The 15,272-nt window shown below is 62.4% G+C and carries 20 protein-coding genes, 1 tRNA gene and 1 pseudogene; 9 read left to right on the forward strand and 13 right to left on the reverse strand.

What is annotated here, in order from left to right; genetic code table 11:
- Positions 1 to 248: pseudogene (locus J2X53_RS21000) on the reverse strand (IS110 family transposase); the annotation flags it as partial.
- Between the two features lie 306 nt (positions 249 to 554).
- On the opposite strand from J2X53_RS21000, the gene J2X53_RS21005 reads away from it, so the two are divergent.
- Together J2X53_RS21005 and J2X53_RS21010 are read left to right on the forward strand one after the other, a co-directional pair.
- Positions 555 to 1,472, forward strand: a complete 918-nt coding sequence (locus tag J2X53_RS21005) for a calcium/sodium antiporter (RefSeq protein WP_349039454.1) — start codon at positions 555 to 557, stop codon at positions 1,470 to 1,472.
- Between the two features lie 153 nt (positions 1,473 to 1,625).
- Positions 1,626 to 1,713, forward strand: a tRNA-Ile gene (locus J2X53_RS21010).
- A 593-nt stretch (positions 1,714 to 2,306) separates the two neighbouring features.
- Here the strand turns inward: J2X53_RS21010 and J2X53_RS21015 are convergent.
- The 9 genes from J2X53_RS21015 to J2X53_RS21055 form a co-directional block, all read right to left on the reverse strand.
- Positions 2,307 to 2,591, reverse strand: a complete 285-nt coding sequence (locus J2X53_RS21015) for a DUF6522 family protein (protein WP_349039455.1) — start codon at positions 2,589 to 2,591, stop codon at positions 2,307 to 2,309.
- 3 nt (positions 2,592 to 2,594) lie between these two features.
- Complete coding sequence (ccoS, locus tag J2X53_RS21020; protein WP_349039456.1) at positions 2,595 to 2,789, reverse strand: cbb3-type cytochrome oxidase assembly protein CcoS; 195 nt, start codon at positions 2,787 to 2,789, stop codon at positions 2,595 to 2,597.
- Positions 2,786 to 3,595, reverse strand: a complete 810-nt coding sequence (locus J2X53_RS21025; RefSeq protein WP_349039457.1) for a DUF2189 domain-containing protein — start codon at positions 3,593 to 3,595, stop codon at positions 2,786 to 2,788. Before J2X53_RS21025 ends, ccoS begins: the two co-directional genes overlap by 4 nt.
- Before the next feature lie 11 nt (positions 3,596 to 3,606).
- The gene (locus J2X53_RS21030) at positions 3,607 to 3,762 is read right to left on the reverse strand and encodes a hypothetical protein (RefSeq protein ID WP_349039458.1); all 156 of its coding nucleotides are present in this window, start codon (positions 3,760 to 3,762) and stop codon (positions 3,607 to 3,609) included.
- Positions 3,759 to 4,625, reverse strand: a complete 867-nt coding sequence (gene ccoP / locus J2X53_RS21035; RefSeq protein WP_349039459.1) for a cytochrome-c oxidase, cbb3-type subunit III — start codon at positions 4,623 to 4,625, stop codon at positions 3,759 to 3,761. The genes J2X53_RS21030 and ccoP overlap by 4 nt, the downstream gene beginning before the upstream one ends.
- Positions 4,616 to 4,780, reverse strand: coding sequence for a cbb3-type cytochrome c oxidase subunit 3 (locus J2X53_RS21040; RefSeq protein ID WP_349039460.1), 165 nt, complete (start codon positions 4,778 to 4,780; stop codon positions 4,616 to 4,618). The genes ccoP and J2X53_RS21040 overlap by 10 nt, the downstream gene beginning before the upstream one ends.
- On the reverse strand, positions 4,777 to 5,511 hold the full coding sequence (gene ccoO, locus J2X53_RS21045; protein ID WP_349039461.1) for a cytochrome-c oxidase, cbb3-type subunit II: 735 nt from the start codon (positions 5,509 to 5,511) through the stop codon (positions 4,777 to 4,779). The genes J2X53_RS21040 and ccoO overlap by 4 nt, the downstream gene beginning before the upstream one ends.
- Positions 5,512 to 5,514: 3 nt before the next feature.
- Positions 5,515 to 7,140 carry a cytochrome-c oxidase, cbb3-type subunit I gene (gene ccoN, locus J2X53_RS21050; RefSeq protein ID WP_349039462.1) on the reverse strand — a complete coding sequence of 542 codons (1,626 nt, stop codon included), beginning with the start codon at positions 7,138 to 7,140 and terminating at the stop codon, positions 5,515 to 5,517.
- A gap of 88 nt (positions 7,141 to 7,228) precedes the next feature.
- A complete protein-coding gene (locus tag J2X53_RS21055) occupies positions 7,229 to 7,669 on the reverse strand; it encodes an Rrf2 family transcriptional regulator (RefSeq protein ID WP_349039463.1) in 441 nt (146 codons plus the stop codon).
- An 84-nt stretch (positions 7,670 to 7,753) separates the two neighbouring features.
- On the opposite strand from J2X53_RS21055, the gene J2X53_RS21060 reads away from it, so the two are divergent.
- The 4 genes from J2X53_RS21060 to J2X53_RS21075 all read left to right on the forward strand — a co-directional run bounded on the left by J2X53_RS21060 (position 7,754) and on the right by J2X53_RS21075 (position 11,036).
- Positions 7,754 to 8,257 carry a group III truncated hemoglobin gene (locus J2X53_RS21060; protein WP_349039464.1) on the forward strand — a complete coding sequence of 168 codons (504 nt, stop codon included), beginning with the start codon at positions 7,754 to 7,756 and terminating at the stop codon, positions 8,255 to 8,257.
- Positions 8,244 to 8,852, forward strand: a complete 609-nt coding sequence (locus J2X53_RS21065) for a 5-formyltetrahydrofolate cyclo-ligase (protein ID WP_349039465.1) — start codon at positions 8,244 to 8,246, stop codon at positions 8,850 to 8,852. The genes J2X53_RS21060 and J2X53_RS21065 overlap by 14 nt, the downstream gene beginning before the upstream one ends.
- Before the next feature lie 157 nt (positions 8,853 to 9,009).
- The gene (nirK, locus tag J2X53_RS21070) at positions 9,010 to 10,161 is read left to right on the forward strand and encodes a copper-containing nitrite reductase (RefSeq protein WP_349039466.1); all 1,152 of its coding nucleotides are present in this window, start codon (positions 9,010 to 9,012) and stop codon (positions 10,159 to 10,161) included.
- A 65-nt stretch (positions 10,162 to 10,226) separates the two neighbouring features.
- Positions 10,227 to 11,036, forward strand: a complete 810-nt coding sequence (locus tag J2X53_RS21075) for an SUMF1/EgtB/PvdO family nonheme iron enzyme (protein WP_349039467.1) — start codon at positions 10,227 to 10,229, stop codon at positions 11,034 to 11,036.
- A gap of 109 nt (positions 11,037 to 11,145) precedes the next feature.
- Here J2X53_RS21075 and J2X53_RS21080 read toward each other — a convergent pair whose 3' ends face one another.
- Positions 11,146 to 11,580: a pseudoazurin gene (locus J2X53_RS21080; protein ID WP_349039468.1), complete on the reverse strand. Its 435-nt coding sequence runs from the start codon at positions 11,578 to 11,580 to the stop codon at positions 11,146 to 11,148.
- A gap of 97 nt (positions 11,581 to 11,677) precedes the next feature.
- On the opposite strand from J2X53_RS21080, the gene J2X53_RS21085 reads away from it, so the two are divergent.
- Complete coding sequence (locus J2X53_RS21085) at positions 11,678 to 12,376, forward strand: Crp/Fnr family transcriptional regulator (protein WP_349039469.1); 699 nt, start codon at positions 11,678 to 11,680, stop codon at positions 12,374 to 12,376.
- A 2-nt stretch (positions 12,377 to 12,378) separates the two neighbouring features.
- Here the strand turns inward: J2X53_RS21085 and J2X53_RS21090 are convergent, their stop codons facing one another.
- Positions 12,379 to 13,566, reverse strand: a complete 1,188-nt coding sequence (locus J2X53_RS21090) for an NnrS family protein (RefSeq protein ID WP_349039470.1) — start codon at positions 13,564 to 13,566, stop codon at positions 12,379 to 12,381.
- Between the two features lie 160 nt (positions 13,567 to 13,726).
- On the opposite strand from J2X53_RS21090, the gene J2X53_RS21095 reads away from it, so the two are divergent.
- Positions 13,727 to 14,557 (forward strand): Crp/Fnr family transcriptional regulator, encoded by an 831-nt coding sequence (locus tag J2X53_RS21095; protein ID WP_349039471.1) that lies wholly within the window; start codon positions 13,727 to 13,729, stop codon positions 14,555 to 14,557.
- On the opposite strand, the gene J2X53_RS21100 is transcribed toward J2X53_RS21095, so the two are convergent.
- A complete protein-coding gene (locus tag J2X53_RS21100) occupies positions 14,473 to 14,682 on the reverse strand; it encodes a DUF1858 domain-containing protein (RefSeq protein WP_349039481.1) in 210 nt (69 codons plus the stop codon). The two genes, J2X53_RS21095 and J2X53_RS21100, sit on opposite strands and share 85 nt — an antisense overlap.
- Before the next feature lie 136 nt (positions 14,683 to 14,818).
- Between J2X53_RS21100 and J2X53_RS21105 the strand changes: the two genes are divergently transcribed.
- Complete coding sequence (locus J2X53_RS21105) at positions 14,819 to 15,271, forward strand: cytochrome c (protein ID WP_349039472.1); 453 nt, start codon at positions 14,819 to 14,821, stop codon at positions 15,269 to 15,271.
- Position 15,272 lies beyond the last annotated feature (1 nt).

Below are 15,272 nucleotides of genomic sequence, written 5' to 3' on the forward strand. Positions count from 1 at the left end.
TCACATAGGGCCGGACATACAGCGGCGACATCAGCCGCGGCTCATGCCCTTTCTGAAGACAAAAGCGCCCGATGTGATGTGCGCCGCCGCAGGCTTCCATCGCAACAACAGGGTGAAAGCCTATCCAGAAAATCCAGCAGTCGATGCCGCTGGAGGCGTTTGCGAAACACGACCGCTCCTGCAGCGTCCAGCCCGGCAAGACTGCAAACGGTCTTGCCCAGATCAATTCCCAAAACCTTGATGTCCATCAGATGCTCCTCTCTCCACCTATCTTCGTCACAATAGCAGCGGTTTGGTGGGAAGGCAGTTCATCCCATTAGCTCAATTCACCGATCGTCGGGCAGGTTCGAGGGAGATTCAAGTTACTGTCTTCCTCTTCTGATCGGCGTTGATGGCGCGTGGGCCCAGCGGTCAGGCGGCTGTCCCAAGGCACTCCGCCTGTCGCATATTTCTGCCACGTGGTGCAACAGTTGCGCAGCGTGACTATATGCAAAGCGCCGCCGCACATCTACGTCAGCAGCAGTATTGGCGGTGTCAGCAAGAGGGGAAGCTTCTTGGATTACATCTACATCGTGGCCGGATTGATCGGCCTCTTCCTCGGCGGCGAAGCGCTGGTGCGCGGCAGCGTCGGCATCGCGAAGCGGCTGGGCATGTCGTCCCTGCTGATCGGCCTGACAGTCGTGGGCTTTGGCACATCGACGCCGGAGCTGCTGGTGTCGGTGCAGGCGGCGCTGGACGATGTGCCGGCCATAGCCATCGGCAATATCGTCGGTTCGAACATCGCCAACATCTTGCTCATCGGTGGCCTGACCTGTTTGGTCTGGCCGATCCGCGTTTCGGGTGCAACGCTGAAGCGGGATACTGGCGTGATGATCGCAGCAGCAATGGTGCTGGTCCCAATCTTCATGACCGGGCAGATGGGACGGTTGACGGGGTTTCTACTACTGGCGGGGCTGATCGGCTATCTCGTCTGGGCCTATCTGCAGCTTGGCGACGCGCTCGATGGTGATGTGGACGGCGCAGTACCCCAGTCGATCCCGGTGTCTGTTCTGTGGGTGGTCGGAGGTCTGGTCGTGCTGATCTTCGGTGCGCGGTTCCTCGTCACGGGAGCCACGAACATCGCGCGGGACTTTGGTCTTTCCGAAGCGTTTATTGGCCTGACAATCGTGGCCGTGGGCACGTCGTTGCCAGAACTGGCTACCTCGATCATTGCGGCTTTTCGCAAACAGTCCGAAATAGCCATCGGCAATATCGTGGGATCCAACATCTTCAATGTGCTGGGCATCCTCGGCGTCACGGCGCTGATCGCGCCCATCCCGGTTGAGGCGAGATTCCTAACGTTCGACGTGCCGGCAATGATCGCAGCGTCTGTGCTGTTCACGGTTCTGCTGCTGACGCGACCGATTGTTGGACGCGTGCTGGGTGTGGGCCTCCTGATCTTGTATGTCGTCTACGTGTATTTCGCGCAGTAAATTGCCCGATATGCCCGCATAACTTCCATCACGCGCTGATTGACGGGGTGTATGAAAAGACCCGAGCGATGACCATACCGACGCAAATCGACTGCGCCCTTGATGCTCCTGATCGAGCCATTTAGATTTTCGTCGTGCTGGCAACAGCATTACGGAGGGTTGGCAAAGTCTGGTCAATGCAGCCGATTGATACTCGGCAATCCGCGCGAACGGATCGAGGGTTCGAATCCCTCACCCTATTCAAGGCTCGCTGCGGTTAGCGCTGTTGAGCGAGCCTTTTTTGATCTTATGCAGCAAATTTGATGCGTTTATTCGCTCCAACTGCATTCAAGCGCCATCTGATCACGTCTTTCGTCACCATCCACTCATTTGAGAGGGAGAACATATTCAGCTGTCGCGTTGCCCTTAAATCCGGCACACGGCGCCTTGGGCAGAGTTTGTTGCCCTTAAATGTGACATTCAGTCGCCACCTCGTCGGAGTTTTTCCCTGTTTCGCAGTATAAGCCGGTCAACTGCTGCAAGAAGGCGGGGTTCTTTTTCGAACGCACGAAGCAAGGCAACTCTTGCGTACCCATCGAGGCCGGTGCTGAACATAGCCTCCTTGACCAGTGGACGTGACTGAGCCGCGGCGATGGCAGCAAGGCAGAAGAGTCTCACATCGGGTCTGGGACTTTGAAGGGCAAAGGCCGTGTCCGCGCGAACGGACATAAGCGCCTTGGCATAGGTTGCCGCGCGCATGGCGCGTCGAAGTTTGTTGGAGCAGTTGGACGTCACCGCGCTTTCGAGCAACTCTGCCCCGCTTCGGGCACGGTGGCCGGACCGAAGCCGTCGCATTCAATTGGCTGGTAGGGTGCGAATGGCCTTGGCCGGAGCGACGGGAAACATTGCCCGCGTCAGCACCTCGCCGTCTGCGTTTACGGTCAGCCGCAGCGCCCGTCCTGCATGGCGGAAGGTCAGCCGAAAGCGGCCAAGATCAGCGTCCACTCCCGCCTCGCAAAGACTGGTGACCTCGCCCTTGCGCATCCGCGCCTGCAGCGTCGAGGGATCAAGGCCGAAGGCTGTGGCGATCACCGATGCATCCACCTCAAAGCCGTCCGTCGTGATAGTGACAGCGGTCATGCTTTAGCCTGCATCTGGTCGCGCATTGCTATTCCTCAACAGTTCGAGGGGCGGCAAGGGTTGGTCGGGTGACGTCAGGATACGCGCCGCCGCGCCGTCAAGATCCTCATACTGATTGTGGCGCATGGACCAGAAGAAAGCACCAAGACCAGTAGGGCCAAGGGCAATCGACACAGGGATCAGGAACAGATAGCTCATGATTCCGCCCCCCGCACTGCTGGCCGCATTGAGACCCAGGCGTGCCAGGTGCCGTGGCCCAGCAACGGAAAGATCACGATCAGGCCCAGCAGGCCCGTCACCGCCGACAGCGCAAATCCCGCCACCACAATCGCTCCCCACGGCAGCACGGCGCGCAGGTTCTGCGTGGTCAGAGCAAAGCTGGTGCCAAGCGCGGTCAGCGCGTCAACGCGGCGCTCCAGCAACATCGGGATGGAAAACAGGCTGATCGCCATGGCAAAGGCCGCGAACAGGCCGCCAACCGCAGTCCCCACCCCGATCAGCGCCCAACCGCGCGGCGTAGTCAGCAACTGGCCAAGGATCTGGTCGTACCCCGGAAACGGCAGCAGCCCGTAAAACAGCGCATACAAAAGATCCGCCGCGCGCAGCCACAGCATCACCAGCAGACACAGCAGCAGCCCCGCGAACACCAGCTGCCCTCGTGACCGCGGATGCGTCACGATCATGTTTGCCAGCGTCACAGGCTGCCCAGCCTGCAAACGACGGCTTTTTTCGTAAAGCCCGATCGCCAGCAGCGGCCCCACCACCAGAAAGCCCGACAGCGCAGGCAGGATCAGCGATGGCAACCCTATCGCGATCAGCCCCCAGATCACCGTCACCGACAGCGCAAAGACCGCAAGGCCGTAAGCCAGACTTTGCACCGGGTTGGTGCGGAAGTCAGACCATCCGGCGGCAAGCCAGTTGAAGGCAACCAAAGGCGGCAGGTTTCGCGCAAAAGCGGGGGTGGAGCGCAGTCGGGGGGCGATGACGGGAAGGGGTTCCAGCATGGCGTGCGTCCTCAGCAGGCGGGTTTGGCGGCGGGGCGGGCGGCGTCCACCAGCACGCAGCCGGGGGCCGTGTCGAACGCCAGCCGCACGAATTGCCAGTTTGCCGCGAGGACCAGCACCAACCCGGCGCAGGCGGCAAGGATTGCCCAGTGGCGCGGCGCGATCATGGGGCAACCCCCGACAGACCCTCGATATACAGGGCCATCGCGCGGATTTCGGCCTCGGTCAGCCGCGATTGCCAGCTGGGCATCTGGCCCTGACGCCCGACGATCAGGGTGTTGCGGATGCTGAGCGCATCGCCGCCGTAAACCCAATTCGCATCGGTCAGGTTCGGCGCACCGCTGCCCTCGACGCCCCGCGCATCCTCGCCGTGGCAGGCAGCGCAGTTGGTCTGGAACAGCACCGCCCCTTCGGCGGGGTCTGCGGGGATCACGCCGTTGCCAAGGGTCCGGACGTAATCGGTCAGCACCGAAATCTCGGCGCGGGCCAACAGCTCGTCGCGGCCAAAGGCGGGCATCTGCGCATAGTGCGTGTCGGGATGGGCCGCGTTGATGCCCACCCGCAGGGTCGTGGCAATCTCGTCCGCCGTGCCGCCCCACAGCCAGATGCCATCTTTCAGGCGCGGAAAACCCGGCCCGCCGATGCCGTCCGCGCCGTGGCAGGCCTGACAGTTCTGCCCATACAGCGGCGCGGCGGTCGTCAGCGCGCGCGCCATCAGATCCGGGTCGGCGCGGACGGTGTCAAACTCCAGCGTCGCCAGCGCCTGTGTCCACCCGGCGCGGGCGGCATCGGCGGTGGCAAGGTCGGCAGCGACGGCGGTTTTCTGGTCAAGCCCCAGCAGGCCCCTCGTGAAGGTTTGCCCCAGCGGCCATGTCGGCAGCAAGACCCACGCCACCAGCGCGTAAAGATGGGTCACGACCATGAACGCGAACACGATGCGCGGCACGGGCGAGTTCAGCTCCTTGATGCCGTTCCAATCGTGCCCGGTGGTCAGATAGCCCGAAACGGGATCGCGTTCCTCTACGGACATGGGCGGTCCTCGGCGGTCAGGATGGACCGGGCGGCGTGTTCGGCGCTTGCGCGCCGCGACGGGCGGTAGGTTTGAAAGACCACGATCCCGAAAAAGCCCATCAGGTAGAACAGGCCGAATGTCTTGGCGATGATGACAAGGGTTTCATGGGTCATGGCTGCACCTGAGCATTGGGGGCATAGGGGGCTTGGGTCAACTGGCCCAGCACCTGAAGGTAGGCCACCACCGCATCCATTTCCGTCAGGCGCGGCGTGCCTGAAAACCGGCGCAGGGTGGTCGCCTCGCCGTAGCGTTCGGTTACACCTGCGGCACCGGCCGAATCCGGGTTTGCCTGCGCTTCGGCGTCGCGCGGGGCGTTGGCGATCATCTCATCGGTGTAGGGCACGCCCAGAGTGCGCAGCGCCGCCAGATGTGCGCCCAGATCATCCACCGCCAAAGGTGCCGTCGCCAGCCATGGATAGGCCGGCATGATCGAGGTCGGCACCACCGCGCGCGGATTGATCAGATGTGCCACATGCCAGTCGTCGGAATACTTGCCCCCCAGCCGTGCGATGTCCGGCCCGGTGCGCTTTGACCCCCAAAGCATCGGGTGATCGTATTGGCTTTCGGCCGCCAGCGAATAGGGGCCATAGCGTTCGACCTCGTCGCGCAGGGTGCGGATCATCTGGCTGTGGCAGGCATAGCAGCCTTCGCGGATATAAATGTTGCGGCCGGCCAGTTCCAAGGGCGTGTAGACCCGCATGTCGGGCAGGGTTTCCACCGTCTCGTCTATGGTGAACAGCGGCGCGATCTCCACGATGCCGCCAACGCTGGCCGCCAGAATGATCCCGATCACCAGCGCAATCGAGTTCTTTTCCAGATTGTAGTGGGCTTTGAACAGGGCCATGGGCTACTCCGCCGGTTGGGGGGACAGGGGGCGGTCGGCGGCCACATTGCACGCGCCCCGCACCGTCAGCCAGATGTTGACCGCGCCCACACAGATGCCTGCCAGGAAGAGCGAGCCACCCACCACGCGGGCGATGTAATAGGGGCGCATCGCCTCCATGCTGTCGATGAAGGAATAGTTCAGCGTGCCCGCGTCGTTATAGGTGCGCCACATCAGCCCTTGGGTGATGCCCGCGTTCCAAAGGGCGAAAACGTAGGTCAGCAGCCCGGCCAATGCCAACCAGAAGTGCCACTCCACCAGCTTGGGCGAATACATCGCGGGTCGTCCCCAGATTTGCGGGATGACCGAGTAGAACGCCCCAAAGGTGACCATCGCAAGCCAGCCAAGCGCGCCGGAATGGACATGCCCCACCGTCCAGTCGGTGTAATGCGACAGCGCATTGACCGGGCGAATGGCCAGAAATGATCCTTCGAAGGTCGACAGCCCATAAAACACCGCCGCCACGAACATGAAGCGCAGCGTCGCATCATCGCGCACCCGGTGCCATGCGCCGTTCAGTGTCAGCAGCGCATTGCCCGCCGAGGCCCAGCTTGGCACCAGAAGCATCACCGAAAACGTCATGCCCAGCGTCTGCACCCAATGCGGCAGTGCGGTATAATGCAGGTGGTGCGAGCCGACCCACAAGTAGAAGAACGTGATCCCCCAGAATGACAGGATGGACAGCCGGTAAGAAAAGATCGGCCGCTGCGCCCGCACCGGCAGGTAGTAATACAGCATCCCCAGAAAGCCCGAGGTCATGAAGAATGCCACCGCGTTGTGGCCATACCACCACTGCACCATCGCATCCTGCACGCCCGAAAATGCCGGATAGCTTTTTGCCCCGGTCCAACTGACCGGCAGGGCGGCGGCATTCACAATATGCAGCATCGCCACCACCACGATAAAGGCGAGGTAATACCAGTTTGCGACATAGATATGCGGCTCGGCCCGGCGTTTGAGCGTGCGCAGATACAAGACCAGAAAGGTCACCCAGACGATGACCAGCCAGATGTCGGCGTACCATTCCGGCTCGGCATATTCCTTGGACTGGGTGATCCCCATGAAATAGCCGCTGACCGCCCAAAGGCAGAACAGGTTATAGCCAATCAGCACGAACCATGGGCTAAGCTGATCTGCCAGCCGCGCACGGCAGGTGCGCTGCATGACGTGAAACGAGGTGGCGATCAGCGCATTGCCGCCAAAGGCAAAGACCACCCCCGTCGTATGCACCGGGCGCAGACGGCCATAGCTGGACCACGCCTGCCCGAAGGTGGCGTCAGGCCAAACCATCAACGCTGCCACCCACAACCCGATGGCCATGGTAAAGACGCCCCAGATCATCGCCAGCACGATGCCCACCTTGATCGGGTCGTCGTAATACTGCAGCAGCCGCGCAGGGTTCGGCAGCGGCTCTTCCAGCACGCCCCCCACCGCAAAGACCAGGATAAGACCAAGGGCAAGCGCTATGAACCCATGCACTGCCATGGGGTCGTGATTCCCCACCGCCGCCATGGTCAGGCCCAGCAGGGCCAAGAGTGCCGCTAACGTCATCGCCACGTTGCGCTCTGTGCGGGTCAGTTGGGCAATCATTCAAAAGTCCTTTGCGGGCGCGGCCGGTGTGGTGCTGATAGCACCCGGGAAGCGCCGTTTCGTTGCTGCAGATCAGCCTGCAAGCGATTCAAACCCCGGTTCCTGCCATCGCTCGAACACCGGGTGCAGCGGGCAAGGCAATGTCGGCAAGCGTGGACCGATCAAGATCGGCCAGAAACGCCGCCTCGGCGCTGCGCAGGCGGGATTTCAGGCGGCAGCAGCCCGTGAGCGTGCAATCGCCGCCCGTGGCCGCAAAACACTCGACCAGCGGCTGCCCTTCTTCCAGTAGGCGCACAATGGCGCCTACCGAGATCGTCTGCGGATCAAGTGCCAGAGTAGCGCCCCCACGGCCACCTCGACGCGTGGTAACAATGCCGCCCTGCCCCAACCGCTGAATGATCTTGGTCAGGTGATGGCGCGACAGGCCGAATTCATCGGCCAGCTCGGCGGTGGAAAACGCGCGGTCCGGCGCGCTGGCAATCCGCATCAGCATCCGCAGGCCGTAGTCGGTGAAAGAGGTCAGGCGCATGGTCGCAGGAGTCCTATTGAATCGGTATTTTCAATACCCATTAACAGGCCTAGACCGTAACACAACCCTGAAAGACCAAAGCCGATGATGCATCCCGATGCCGCTGCCCCCCAAATCCGGTCCACCCGCCCTGCGATGACCGTTGCGTTGATGGCCGAAACCGGGCTGAACGAAGCGATCCTGACCACGCTGGTGCACCGGTTCTACGACAAGGTTCGCGCCGACCCGGTGCTGGGCCCGATCTTTGGCGCGCGCATCACTGACTGGGAGCCGCACCTTGCGCGGATGGTCGAATTCTGGGGCTCGGTCGCGTTGATGACCGGGTGCTATCACGGCTCTCCGGTTGCCAAACATGCCGACCTGCCGGTGACGTGGGCGCATTTCGAACGTTGGCTGGTGCTGTTTCGCGAAACCGCGATTCAGGTCTGCCCCCCCGCCGGGGCTGCCCACGTCATCGCCCGCGCCGAGCGCATCGCCCGGTCGCTGAACCTTGCCATCGAGGATGCCGCGCGGGGCCCCGCCGGTATCCCCGACCTGGGCCGCGCGCAGGACACAAGACAGAAAGGCGCATCTGATGACGGGCGTTGAGGACACCTCAGTCGCGCTAACACAGTGGCGTGACAGCGAACGCGCCCGGTTGCTGGATCTACGCTTGGCCATGTCTGTGGCCACGCGCCATGCCGCGTCAGTGGCTGTGGCCGAACATCTGGACAGTTTGCTCGCCGACCAATGCGGGCCCGTTGCGGGGCTGACCATCTCGGCATGGTGGCCCATCAAGGCCGAATTGAACCTGCGCCACTGGATGGAGCGGTTGACAGCTGCCGGGGCGCGGGTCGCCCTGCCGGTCGTGTTGATGCGGGCAGCACCGCTGGTGTTCCGGCCATGGACACCGGATTGCCAGATGGAGCAAGGGGTCTGGAAGATTCCCGTCCCCGTTGACGGGCCAGAGGTCACGCCGGACATCCTGCTTGCGCCGCTGGTGGGCTGGGATGAGGCGGGATATCGCCTTGGCTATGGCGGTGGCTATTTTGACCGCACGCTGGCCGCATTTGCCGCACGGCCGATGGTGATCGGCGTTGGGTTTACTGCGGCCCGGATCCCCACAATTTTCCCGCAGCCCCATGACATTGCCATGGACCGGATCGTGACCGAGGCCGGGATAGAAGGCACCGCGCGGGCCTGAGGCGTTCCGCCGTGGCCGCGATGCTCGCACCCGGCGTAAGCCGCGAATTTCCGCAGGCGCATGCGACCGCCTTCGCCGAAACGTTGCTTTGGCACAACGTAGGCCAGCAGCAATCGGGATAGATTTCGGGAAATGATCGTTCTCGAAAGGAAACAAGATGCTGACCAGACGCGCTGCACTGATGGGGGCCGCCTTGGTTGCGGCCTCGCCCTATGTTCTGAAAACCTCCGTCGCGGCGGAAGAGGTGATGGACACCTCTGGTGCCGCCCCGGTCGATCTGTCGGCCATGACGCGGCGCAAGGTGAAACTGGTCGCCCCGCCTTTCGTGCATGCGCATGAACAGGTGGCGACGGTCGGCCCGCAGATCATCGAGTTCGAGATGAAGATCATCGAGAAGGAACTTCAGGTCGACGAGGACGCCTGGATTCAGGCAATGACGTTCAACGGATCGGTCCCCGGCCCGCTGATGGTGGTGCACGAGGGCGACTATGTCGAACTGACGCTGTTCAATCCGCCGGAAAACATGATGCAGCACAACATCGACTTCCATGCCGCCACTGGCGCGCTTGGAGGCGGGTCGCTGACGCTGGTGAACCCCGGCGAAAAATGCGTGCTGCGGTTCAAGGCAACGCGGCCGGGGGTGTTTGTCTATCACTGCGCGCCGGGCGGCCCGATGATCCCCTGGCACGTCGTGTCGGGCATGTCGGGCGCCATCATGGTGCTGCCGCGTGATGGGCTGAAGGACCATCTGGGTCAACCAGTGTCCTATGACCGCGTCTATTACATCGGGGAGAACGATTTCTACATTCCACGCGGCGAGGATGGTGCCTACATGCGCTTTGCCGATGCGGGGGAAAGCTACTCCGACACGCTTGAGGTGATGAACGGCCTGATCCCGTCGCATGTGGTGTTCAACGGCCGGGTGGGCGCGCTGACCGGAGACAAGGCGCTTACGGCCGAACAGGGCGAGACGGTCCTGTTCATCCACAGCCAGGCCAACCGGGACACCCGCCCGCACCTGATTGGCGGTCATGGCGACCTCGTCTGGGAAACCGGCAAATTCAACAACGCACCGGAACGCGATCTGGAGACGTGGTTCATTCGCGGCGGATCGGCGGGGGCGGCGCTGTATACCTTCCTGCAACCCGGCGTCTATGCCTACGTCAACCACAACCTGATCGAGGCGGTCAATCTGGGGGCCACGGCGCATGTAATCGTCGGCGGCGACTGGAACAATGACCTGATGGAGCAGGTGACCGCCCCGGTTGAATACGACGTCGCCCATGAGGGCCGCACCGCGCTGCCATGAACCTGACAGCCGATAGTGGGTGGTCCCGGGGTCCGGGGCCGCCCTTTTCGATCCGGAGGGCCGTCATGAAACGTCGCGTCGCAGTTGTATCACTGGCCGTGATCACCCTTGGGGCTGTCGCCGTGCTTTGGCCCGCCCCACCCATCCACCTTGATGCCCCCGAAACCGTGCATCTGCCAGCCGCCCGGCAGGCTTACCGTCCGGCGGGCGAGTTTCGGCAAGGAACCCGCATCATCGACGCGCCGCCGCTGCAACAAACGGCAAGCGCCATCGACATCATGAAACACCACGTCACGGAAGCCGACTATGCGCTTTGCGTGGCCGAGGACGCCTGCCCTGCCCTACCGTCCAAAGGACGTCACGACTTTGCCCAGACTGGCGTCAACTTCACCGATGCCACGGCCTATGCGTCGTGGTTCTCGGCGCGCAGCGAGCAGAACTGGCGCCTGCCGACAGATGCCGAATGGCTGCGCGCAGCGGCAGAACGCGGCAGCGATGATGGATTTTCCGCCGAGGCCAATGGCACCGACCCCTCACGCCGCTGGATCGCCGCCTACCTGCGCGAGGTGGAATTGCGCGGCGAGGCCGACCTTGAGGCCCATCCGGTCGGGCATTTCGGGGTCAACTCCGCAGGCGTGGCCGACATGTCTGGCAACATCTGGGACTGGACCGAGACCTGCTTTCAGAACGGCACGCTTAGCCCCGATGGCGCGACCATCATGACCCAATCCGACTATTGCGGCGTGCGCGCGGTGCAGGGCAAGCACCGCGCCTTTGTCATCGACTTCATCCGCGACGCGCGGTCAGGCGGATGCGCTGCGGGCGTGCCGCCGGATTATCTGGGTTTTCGGCTGGTGCGCGACAGCATCGGCTGACCTACTGTGTTCTGGCCCATCGCGCTCTGGCCAAACTGGAAATGGCCAGGCGAAACCAAAAAAAGGGCGGCCCAGATGATGGGCCGCCCTTTTTATCATGCTATTTCAACTACTCGGCGATCTGGGCGAGCAGCGGTTCAAACCGGGTCTTTGCCTTGCCTTTAAGTTCGACGGCCATGACCGCGTCCTTGTTGACGGGCGCACCGGCCTGGATCAGCGCGACCATGCCCATCGACAGGTGCGGCGTGCATTTCACGCCATACAGGCCCTCGGCGGTCAGGGTCAGGACATAATCCTTGCCCATGGCACTTTTGAATTCTTCGACGCTTTCAGGCAGCATGCCCTTGATGCCCTCGGCATTGTGGCCCTTGTCGGTGGAGATGAAGGTGACGGTATCACCGACAGCGGCTTTTACGAAGGCAGGCTCGAACACCATGGCACCTTCGGCACCCTTGTTCAGCATCAGCACATCAAAGTTCTCTGCATAAGCGGCGGAAGCCAGCAACAAGGCGGCAAGGCTGGCGGCGATCAGTTTCGGAAACATGGCGAGTCCTTTCTTGGAACGGAAGCGATTGGTCTTGCATCCGTTCTAGGCTAAGGTCGCGCGCGGCTCTTTGCGCTGCCACAACATCGGAGGCTTTGTGTTAAAGAAACTTGACGAAAGCCTGCTGACCGATCTGCCGCCATTTCGCAAACTGTCTCGCCCGCAAATCCGTGAGATTTTGGATGCGGCAACACCCCTGCGTTTCGATGCCGGGGTTGCGGTCTTCAGCGAAGGGATGCCGGTCGAGCGGTTCTTTCTTCTGATGGACGGCCATATCCGGGTGATCCGCACCACGCCCGGCGGCGACCAGATCATCGCGCTGCATATCGCACCGGGGCAGCTGTTCGGCATCGGGGCCGCATTGGGGCGTACCACCTATCCCGCCACGGCGATGACGGCGGATGAGTGTCTGGCGTTGGCCTGGCCAAACCGGCTGTGGGCCACATTTACTGAACGATATGACGGCTTTGCCACCGAAAGTTACCGCGTGATCGGTGAGAGGGTGGGCGAGATGAATAACCGCATCGTAGAATTGGCGACGCAGGCCGTGGAACAGCGGGTGGCCTGCGCCATCCTGCGGCTGGTCACCCAGACCGGACGCAAGGTGGATGGCGGCATCGAGATCGGCCTGCCGATCACCCGGCAGAACATTTCCGACATGACCGGCACCACGCTGCACACCGTCAGCCGGTTACTGAGCGGGTGGGAGCGTGACGGCATCGTGATGTCGGAACGGCGCAAGATCACAGTGACCGCTCCGCATCAGTTGGTCATCCTCAGCGGCGCTTCCGCCTGACTTCAGCGGCCATTCGGTTGACGCCGCGCCGGGTTGGGAAGCGTCAGCACCTGGGCAAAGCGCCAGACAAAGATACCGAAACCGACCGTCCACAGCGCCGCCGCGATCCACAGGCCCATGGGCACCGGGACGGCCACCCGCGCAACCGCCGCCAAAGCCACGCAAGCAAAGGCAAGCGTCAAGGCCGGCCCCGCCTGCAGGGCGCGCCCAGTATGCCCCAGCGAGGCGCGCATCATCACCGCAAGCGTCATGCCGCCAAAGCCGCCGATCCCCAGCAGATGATACCCGGCCGCGGCGGGCAATATCTCAAAAGACGCGAACCCAAGCGCCACCAGCCCCGCCGGAATGAAGCCAAAACCCAGATGCAGCATCAGGACCAGCGGTGACGACCAGACCCGCCACCCCCGCCAGCGCAACATCCGCGCGCCCTGCCCCACACCGGCCAGCATCAACAAGACGCCTGCCGGCATCGACATCGGCCAAACCACCCAGACCAACAGCGTCAATAGCATAGCTCCAAGGCTAACCGCGTCGAAACGCCCGAACGGCTCCGGCAGCGCGCCCGGCTCGGGCGACTTTTTGACCAGCCAGTTACGCGTAAAGCTGGGGATGATCCGTCCACCAATCAGCCCGATCAGCATCACCACCATCGCAAATCCAAGGCGACGGCCATAGTAGGCAGACCCTGCAATCATTGTCTCAAGGTGAAACGTGATATTGGCCGCAAGATACAGCAGCACGGCTGCCACGACCTTCAAATTGCTCCAGTTGCGCCCCGCCACAATCTCGATCGTGACCATCACCCCGATCGCCGCCATGAAGGCGCAGTCAGCCACCATAACTGCAACCTGTCCAAGCCCAAGCGCACCAGCGACTGCCAACCGCCCGGCCAGCCACAGCGCGGTCAGCGCCATCAATGGCCAGCCGCGTGTGGGCATGCGGCCGGTCCAGTTCGGAATAGCCGTGAATAGGAATCCCGCGATCACTGCAGAGGTATAGCCAAACAGCATCTCGTGGATGTGCCAATCCAGCGGCGAGAACGGGCCTCTCACGGCGATTTGGCCTGACCAGATCACCATCCACAGCGGCACGATCAGCACAGCAAACACGCCCGCCCCCAGAAAGAACGGGCGAAAGCCATAGCTGAACACGGCGGGCCCGATGAAGGGCGGTCGGATGACTTTGGACATGGCTTTGGCCTTTGGTTCTGACTGAGAAGGAGACCCTATTCGGACGCATCCAGTGCGGCCCCTGCGGCACGCGCGCCACAAGGCTGCATCATTCCCTTTGGGATCATGCCATACAGGTGCGGCGAGTGACATTGTGCTGGCTCAACCCGTGGAGGTTCCGATGCGTGCGCTTGACGTTCTTAAGCTGGCCCGTGCGCCGCCGTTTTGTTGCCTTGATCAGGTCCAGCTGCGCCGGGTGGTTGATCTGGCAAGGGTAAATCAGGCTATGACGGGCAGCGTAGTTTTCGACGAAGGCCAAACTGCGGCGCGGTTTTTCCTGCTCTTGGCCGGCACAATTCGTCTGGTCCGGATGACCGCTAAGGGCGAACAGATCATCGTGTTGCATGTGCCCGCAGGTCAGATTTTCGGCACTGGTGCCCCCCTCGGCCAGACATTGCGGCGGGAAACGGCCCTCGCCGCAGACGACTGCCAGCTTCTGTCCTGGCCAACGGCGCTGTGGCAGGACTTTGCGAACTGTTACGCCGGATTTGCGGCGGAAACGCTTCGCGCACATGGCGCGCGCGCCGACGAGATGAGCGACCGCATCGTCGAGTTGTCCACCAAAATGGTTGAGCAACGCATTGCTTGTGCCCTGCTGCGGATGATCGCGCAATGCGGGCTCAAGGTTGCGGGCGGGATCGAGATTGCCTTTCCGATCTCGCGCCAGAACATCGCGGACATGACGGGCACCACCTTGCACACCGTCAGCCGCGTCCTCAGCGCGTGGGAACGGCAGGGGGTAATCCGCAGCACCCGTTGCCACATCGTCGTGACCGATCCGCATCAGCTGGTGCTGACCAGTAGCGGCGCAGGCAGCCCCCTGCCCTCCTGTGCCGAGTCCTTTGATGCGACGTTGGCCGGCACCGATCACCCGGTCACCGCCCTGCGCAGGTCGGTCCGAAAGGCGGCCTCGTCCAACCCGTATTCCTCACAGGCGTCGATCACCGTGTGAAACGGAGCGATCGGGCAGCCAAAACACAGCATGCGACGCGACAAAAAAACCGCAGCCATCTGAGGCCAGTGATCAAACAGTAGGCGCAGCGATAGGTCGGGGTCGTCCAGGTCTGGCTCGCGCATGTTGCCTCCGCTTCGGCCGTGTGCCGCAACCTCTTCTCTGCTGCGAAAGCAGTCCGGTCGTTGTGCTGGAACAACGTCGCGCATCGCTGCGCCCTGTAGTCAGGCCTGATCCGCAACAATCGCCAGGACCGACCCAATGTCAGAGATCCTTACGAAGTCACGGGCAAGGAACATTTTTTACGGTGGATCTCTGTTTTTCGTCGTGGTGTTCGTGCTCATGACCATTCACTCGCACCGCTATGTGGTTAATATCTCTACCGCAGGCATGCCCCTGTCGCCCGAGGTCATTCTGGGCAAGCATGTCTGGGAACGCCACAGCTGCATCAACTGCCACACTTTGCATGGCGAGGGGGCATATTTCGCGCCCGAACTGGGCAATGTCATGACCCGTTGGGGCGTGCTGGAAGACCCTGAGGATGCATACCTCACCCTGGACGGCTGGATGGCCGCTCAGCCCAGCGGAATCGAGGGGCGGCGTCAGATGCCCCATTTCGAGATCACCCCCGAAGAGATGCGCGCCCTGTCAGAATTTCTGCGCTGGGCCGATCAGACAGACACCCAAGGCTGGCCGCCCACGGATGCGGGCTAGG

It is taken from the genome of Pseudotabrizicola sp. 4114, assembly GCF_031457365.1.
Classification (GTDB): Bacteria; Pseudomonadota; Alphaproteobacteria; order Rhodobacterales; family Rhodobacteraceae; genus Pseudotabrizicola.

Bases quoted from the DNA above. Each gene is read 5' to 3' on its own strand.
- J2X53_RS21040 (WP_349039460.1), bottom strand. From the start codon at position 4,780: ATGACCCATGAAACCCTTGTCATCATCGCCAAGACATTCGGCCTGTTC.
- ccoS (WP_349039456.1), bottom strand. From the start codon at position 2,789: ATGAGCTATCTGTTCCTGATCCCTGTGTCGATTGCCCTTGGCCCTACT.
- J2X53_RS21065 (WP_349039465.1), top strand. From the start codon at position 8,244: ATGACGGGCGTTGAGGACACCTCAGTCGCGCTAACACAGTGGCGTGAC.
- J2X53_RS21025 (WP_349039457.1), bottom strand. From the start codon at position 3,595: ATGCTGGAACCCCTTCCCGTCATCGCCCCCCGACTGCGCTCCACCCCC.
- J2X53_RS21090 (WP_349039470.1), bottom strand. From the start codon at position 13,566: ATGTCCAAAGTCATCCGACCGCCCTTCATCGGGCCCGCCGTGTTCAGC.
- J2X53_RS21055 (WP_349039463.1), bottom strand. From the start codon at position 7,669: ATGCGCCTGACCTCTTTCACCGACTACGGCCTGCGGATGCTGATGCGG.
- J2X53_RS21080 (WP_349039468.1), bottom strand. From the start codon at position 11,580: ATGTTTCCGAAACTGATCGCCGCCAGCCTTGCCGCCTTGTTGCTGGCT.
- J2X53_RS21015 (WP_349039455.1), bottom strand. From the start codon at position 2,591: ATGACCGCTGTCACTATCACGACGGACGGCTTTGAGGTGGATGCATCG.
- J2X53_RS21095 (WP_349039471.1), top strand. From the start codon at position 13,727: ATGCGTGCGCTTGACGTTCTTAAGCTGGCCCGTGCGCCGCCGTTTTGT.
- ccoP (WP_349039459.1), bottom strand. From the start codon at position 4,625: ATGTCCGTAGAGGAACGCGATCCCGTTTCGGGCTATCTGACCACCGGG.
- J2X53_RS21105 (WP_349039472.1), top strand. From the start codon at position 14,819: ATGTCAGAGATCCTTACGAAGTCACGGGCAAGGAACATTTTTTACGGT.
- J2X53_RS21075 (WP_349039467.1), top strand. From the start codon at position 10,227: ATGAAACGTCGCGTCGCAGTTGTATCACTGGCCGTGATCACCCTTGGG.
- J2X53_RS21060 (WP_349039464.1), top strand. From the start codon at position 7,754: ATGATGCATCCCGATGCCGCTGCCCCCCAAATCCGGTCCACCCGCCCT.
- ccoN (WP_349039462.1), bottom strand. From the start codon at position 7,140: ATGATTGCCCAACTGACCCGCACAGAGCGCAACGTGGCGATGACGTTA.
- J2X53_RS21030 (WP_349039458.1), bottom strand. From the start codon at position 3,762: ATGATCGCGCCGCGCCACTGGGCAATCCTTGCCGCCTGCGCCGGGTTG.
- ccoO (WP_349039461.1), bottom strand. From the start codon at position 5,511: ATGGCCCTGTTCAAAGCCCACTACAATCTGGAAAAGAACTCGATTGCG.
- J2X53_RS21100 (WP_349039481.1), bottom strand. From the start codon at position 14,682: ATGCGCGAGCCAGACCTGGACGACCCCGACCTATCGCTGCGCCTACTG.
- nirK (WP_349039466.1), top strand. From the start codon at position 9,010: ATGCTGACCAGACGCGCTGCACTGATGGGGGCCGCCTTGGTTGCGGCC.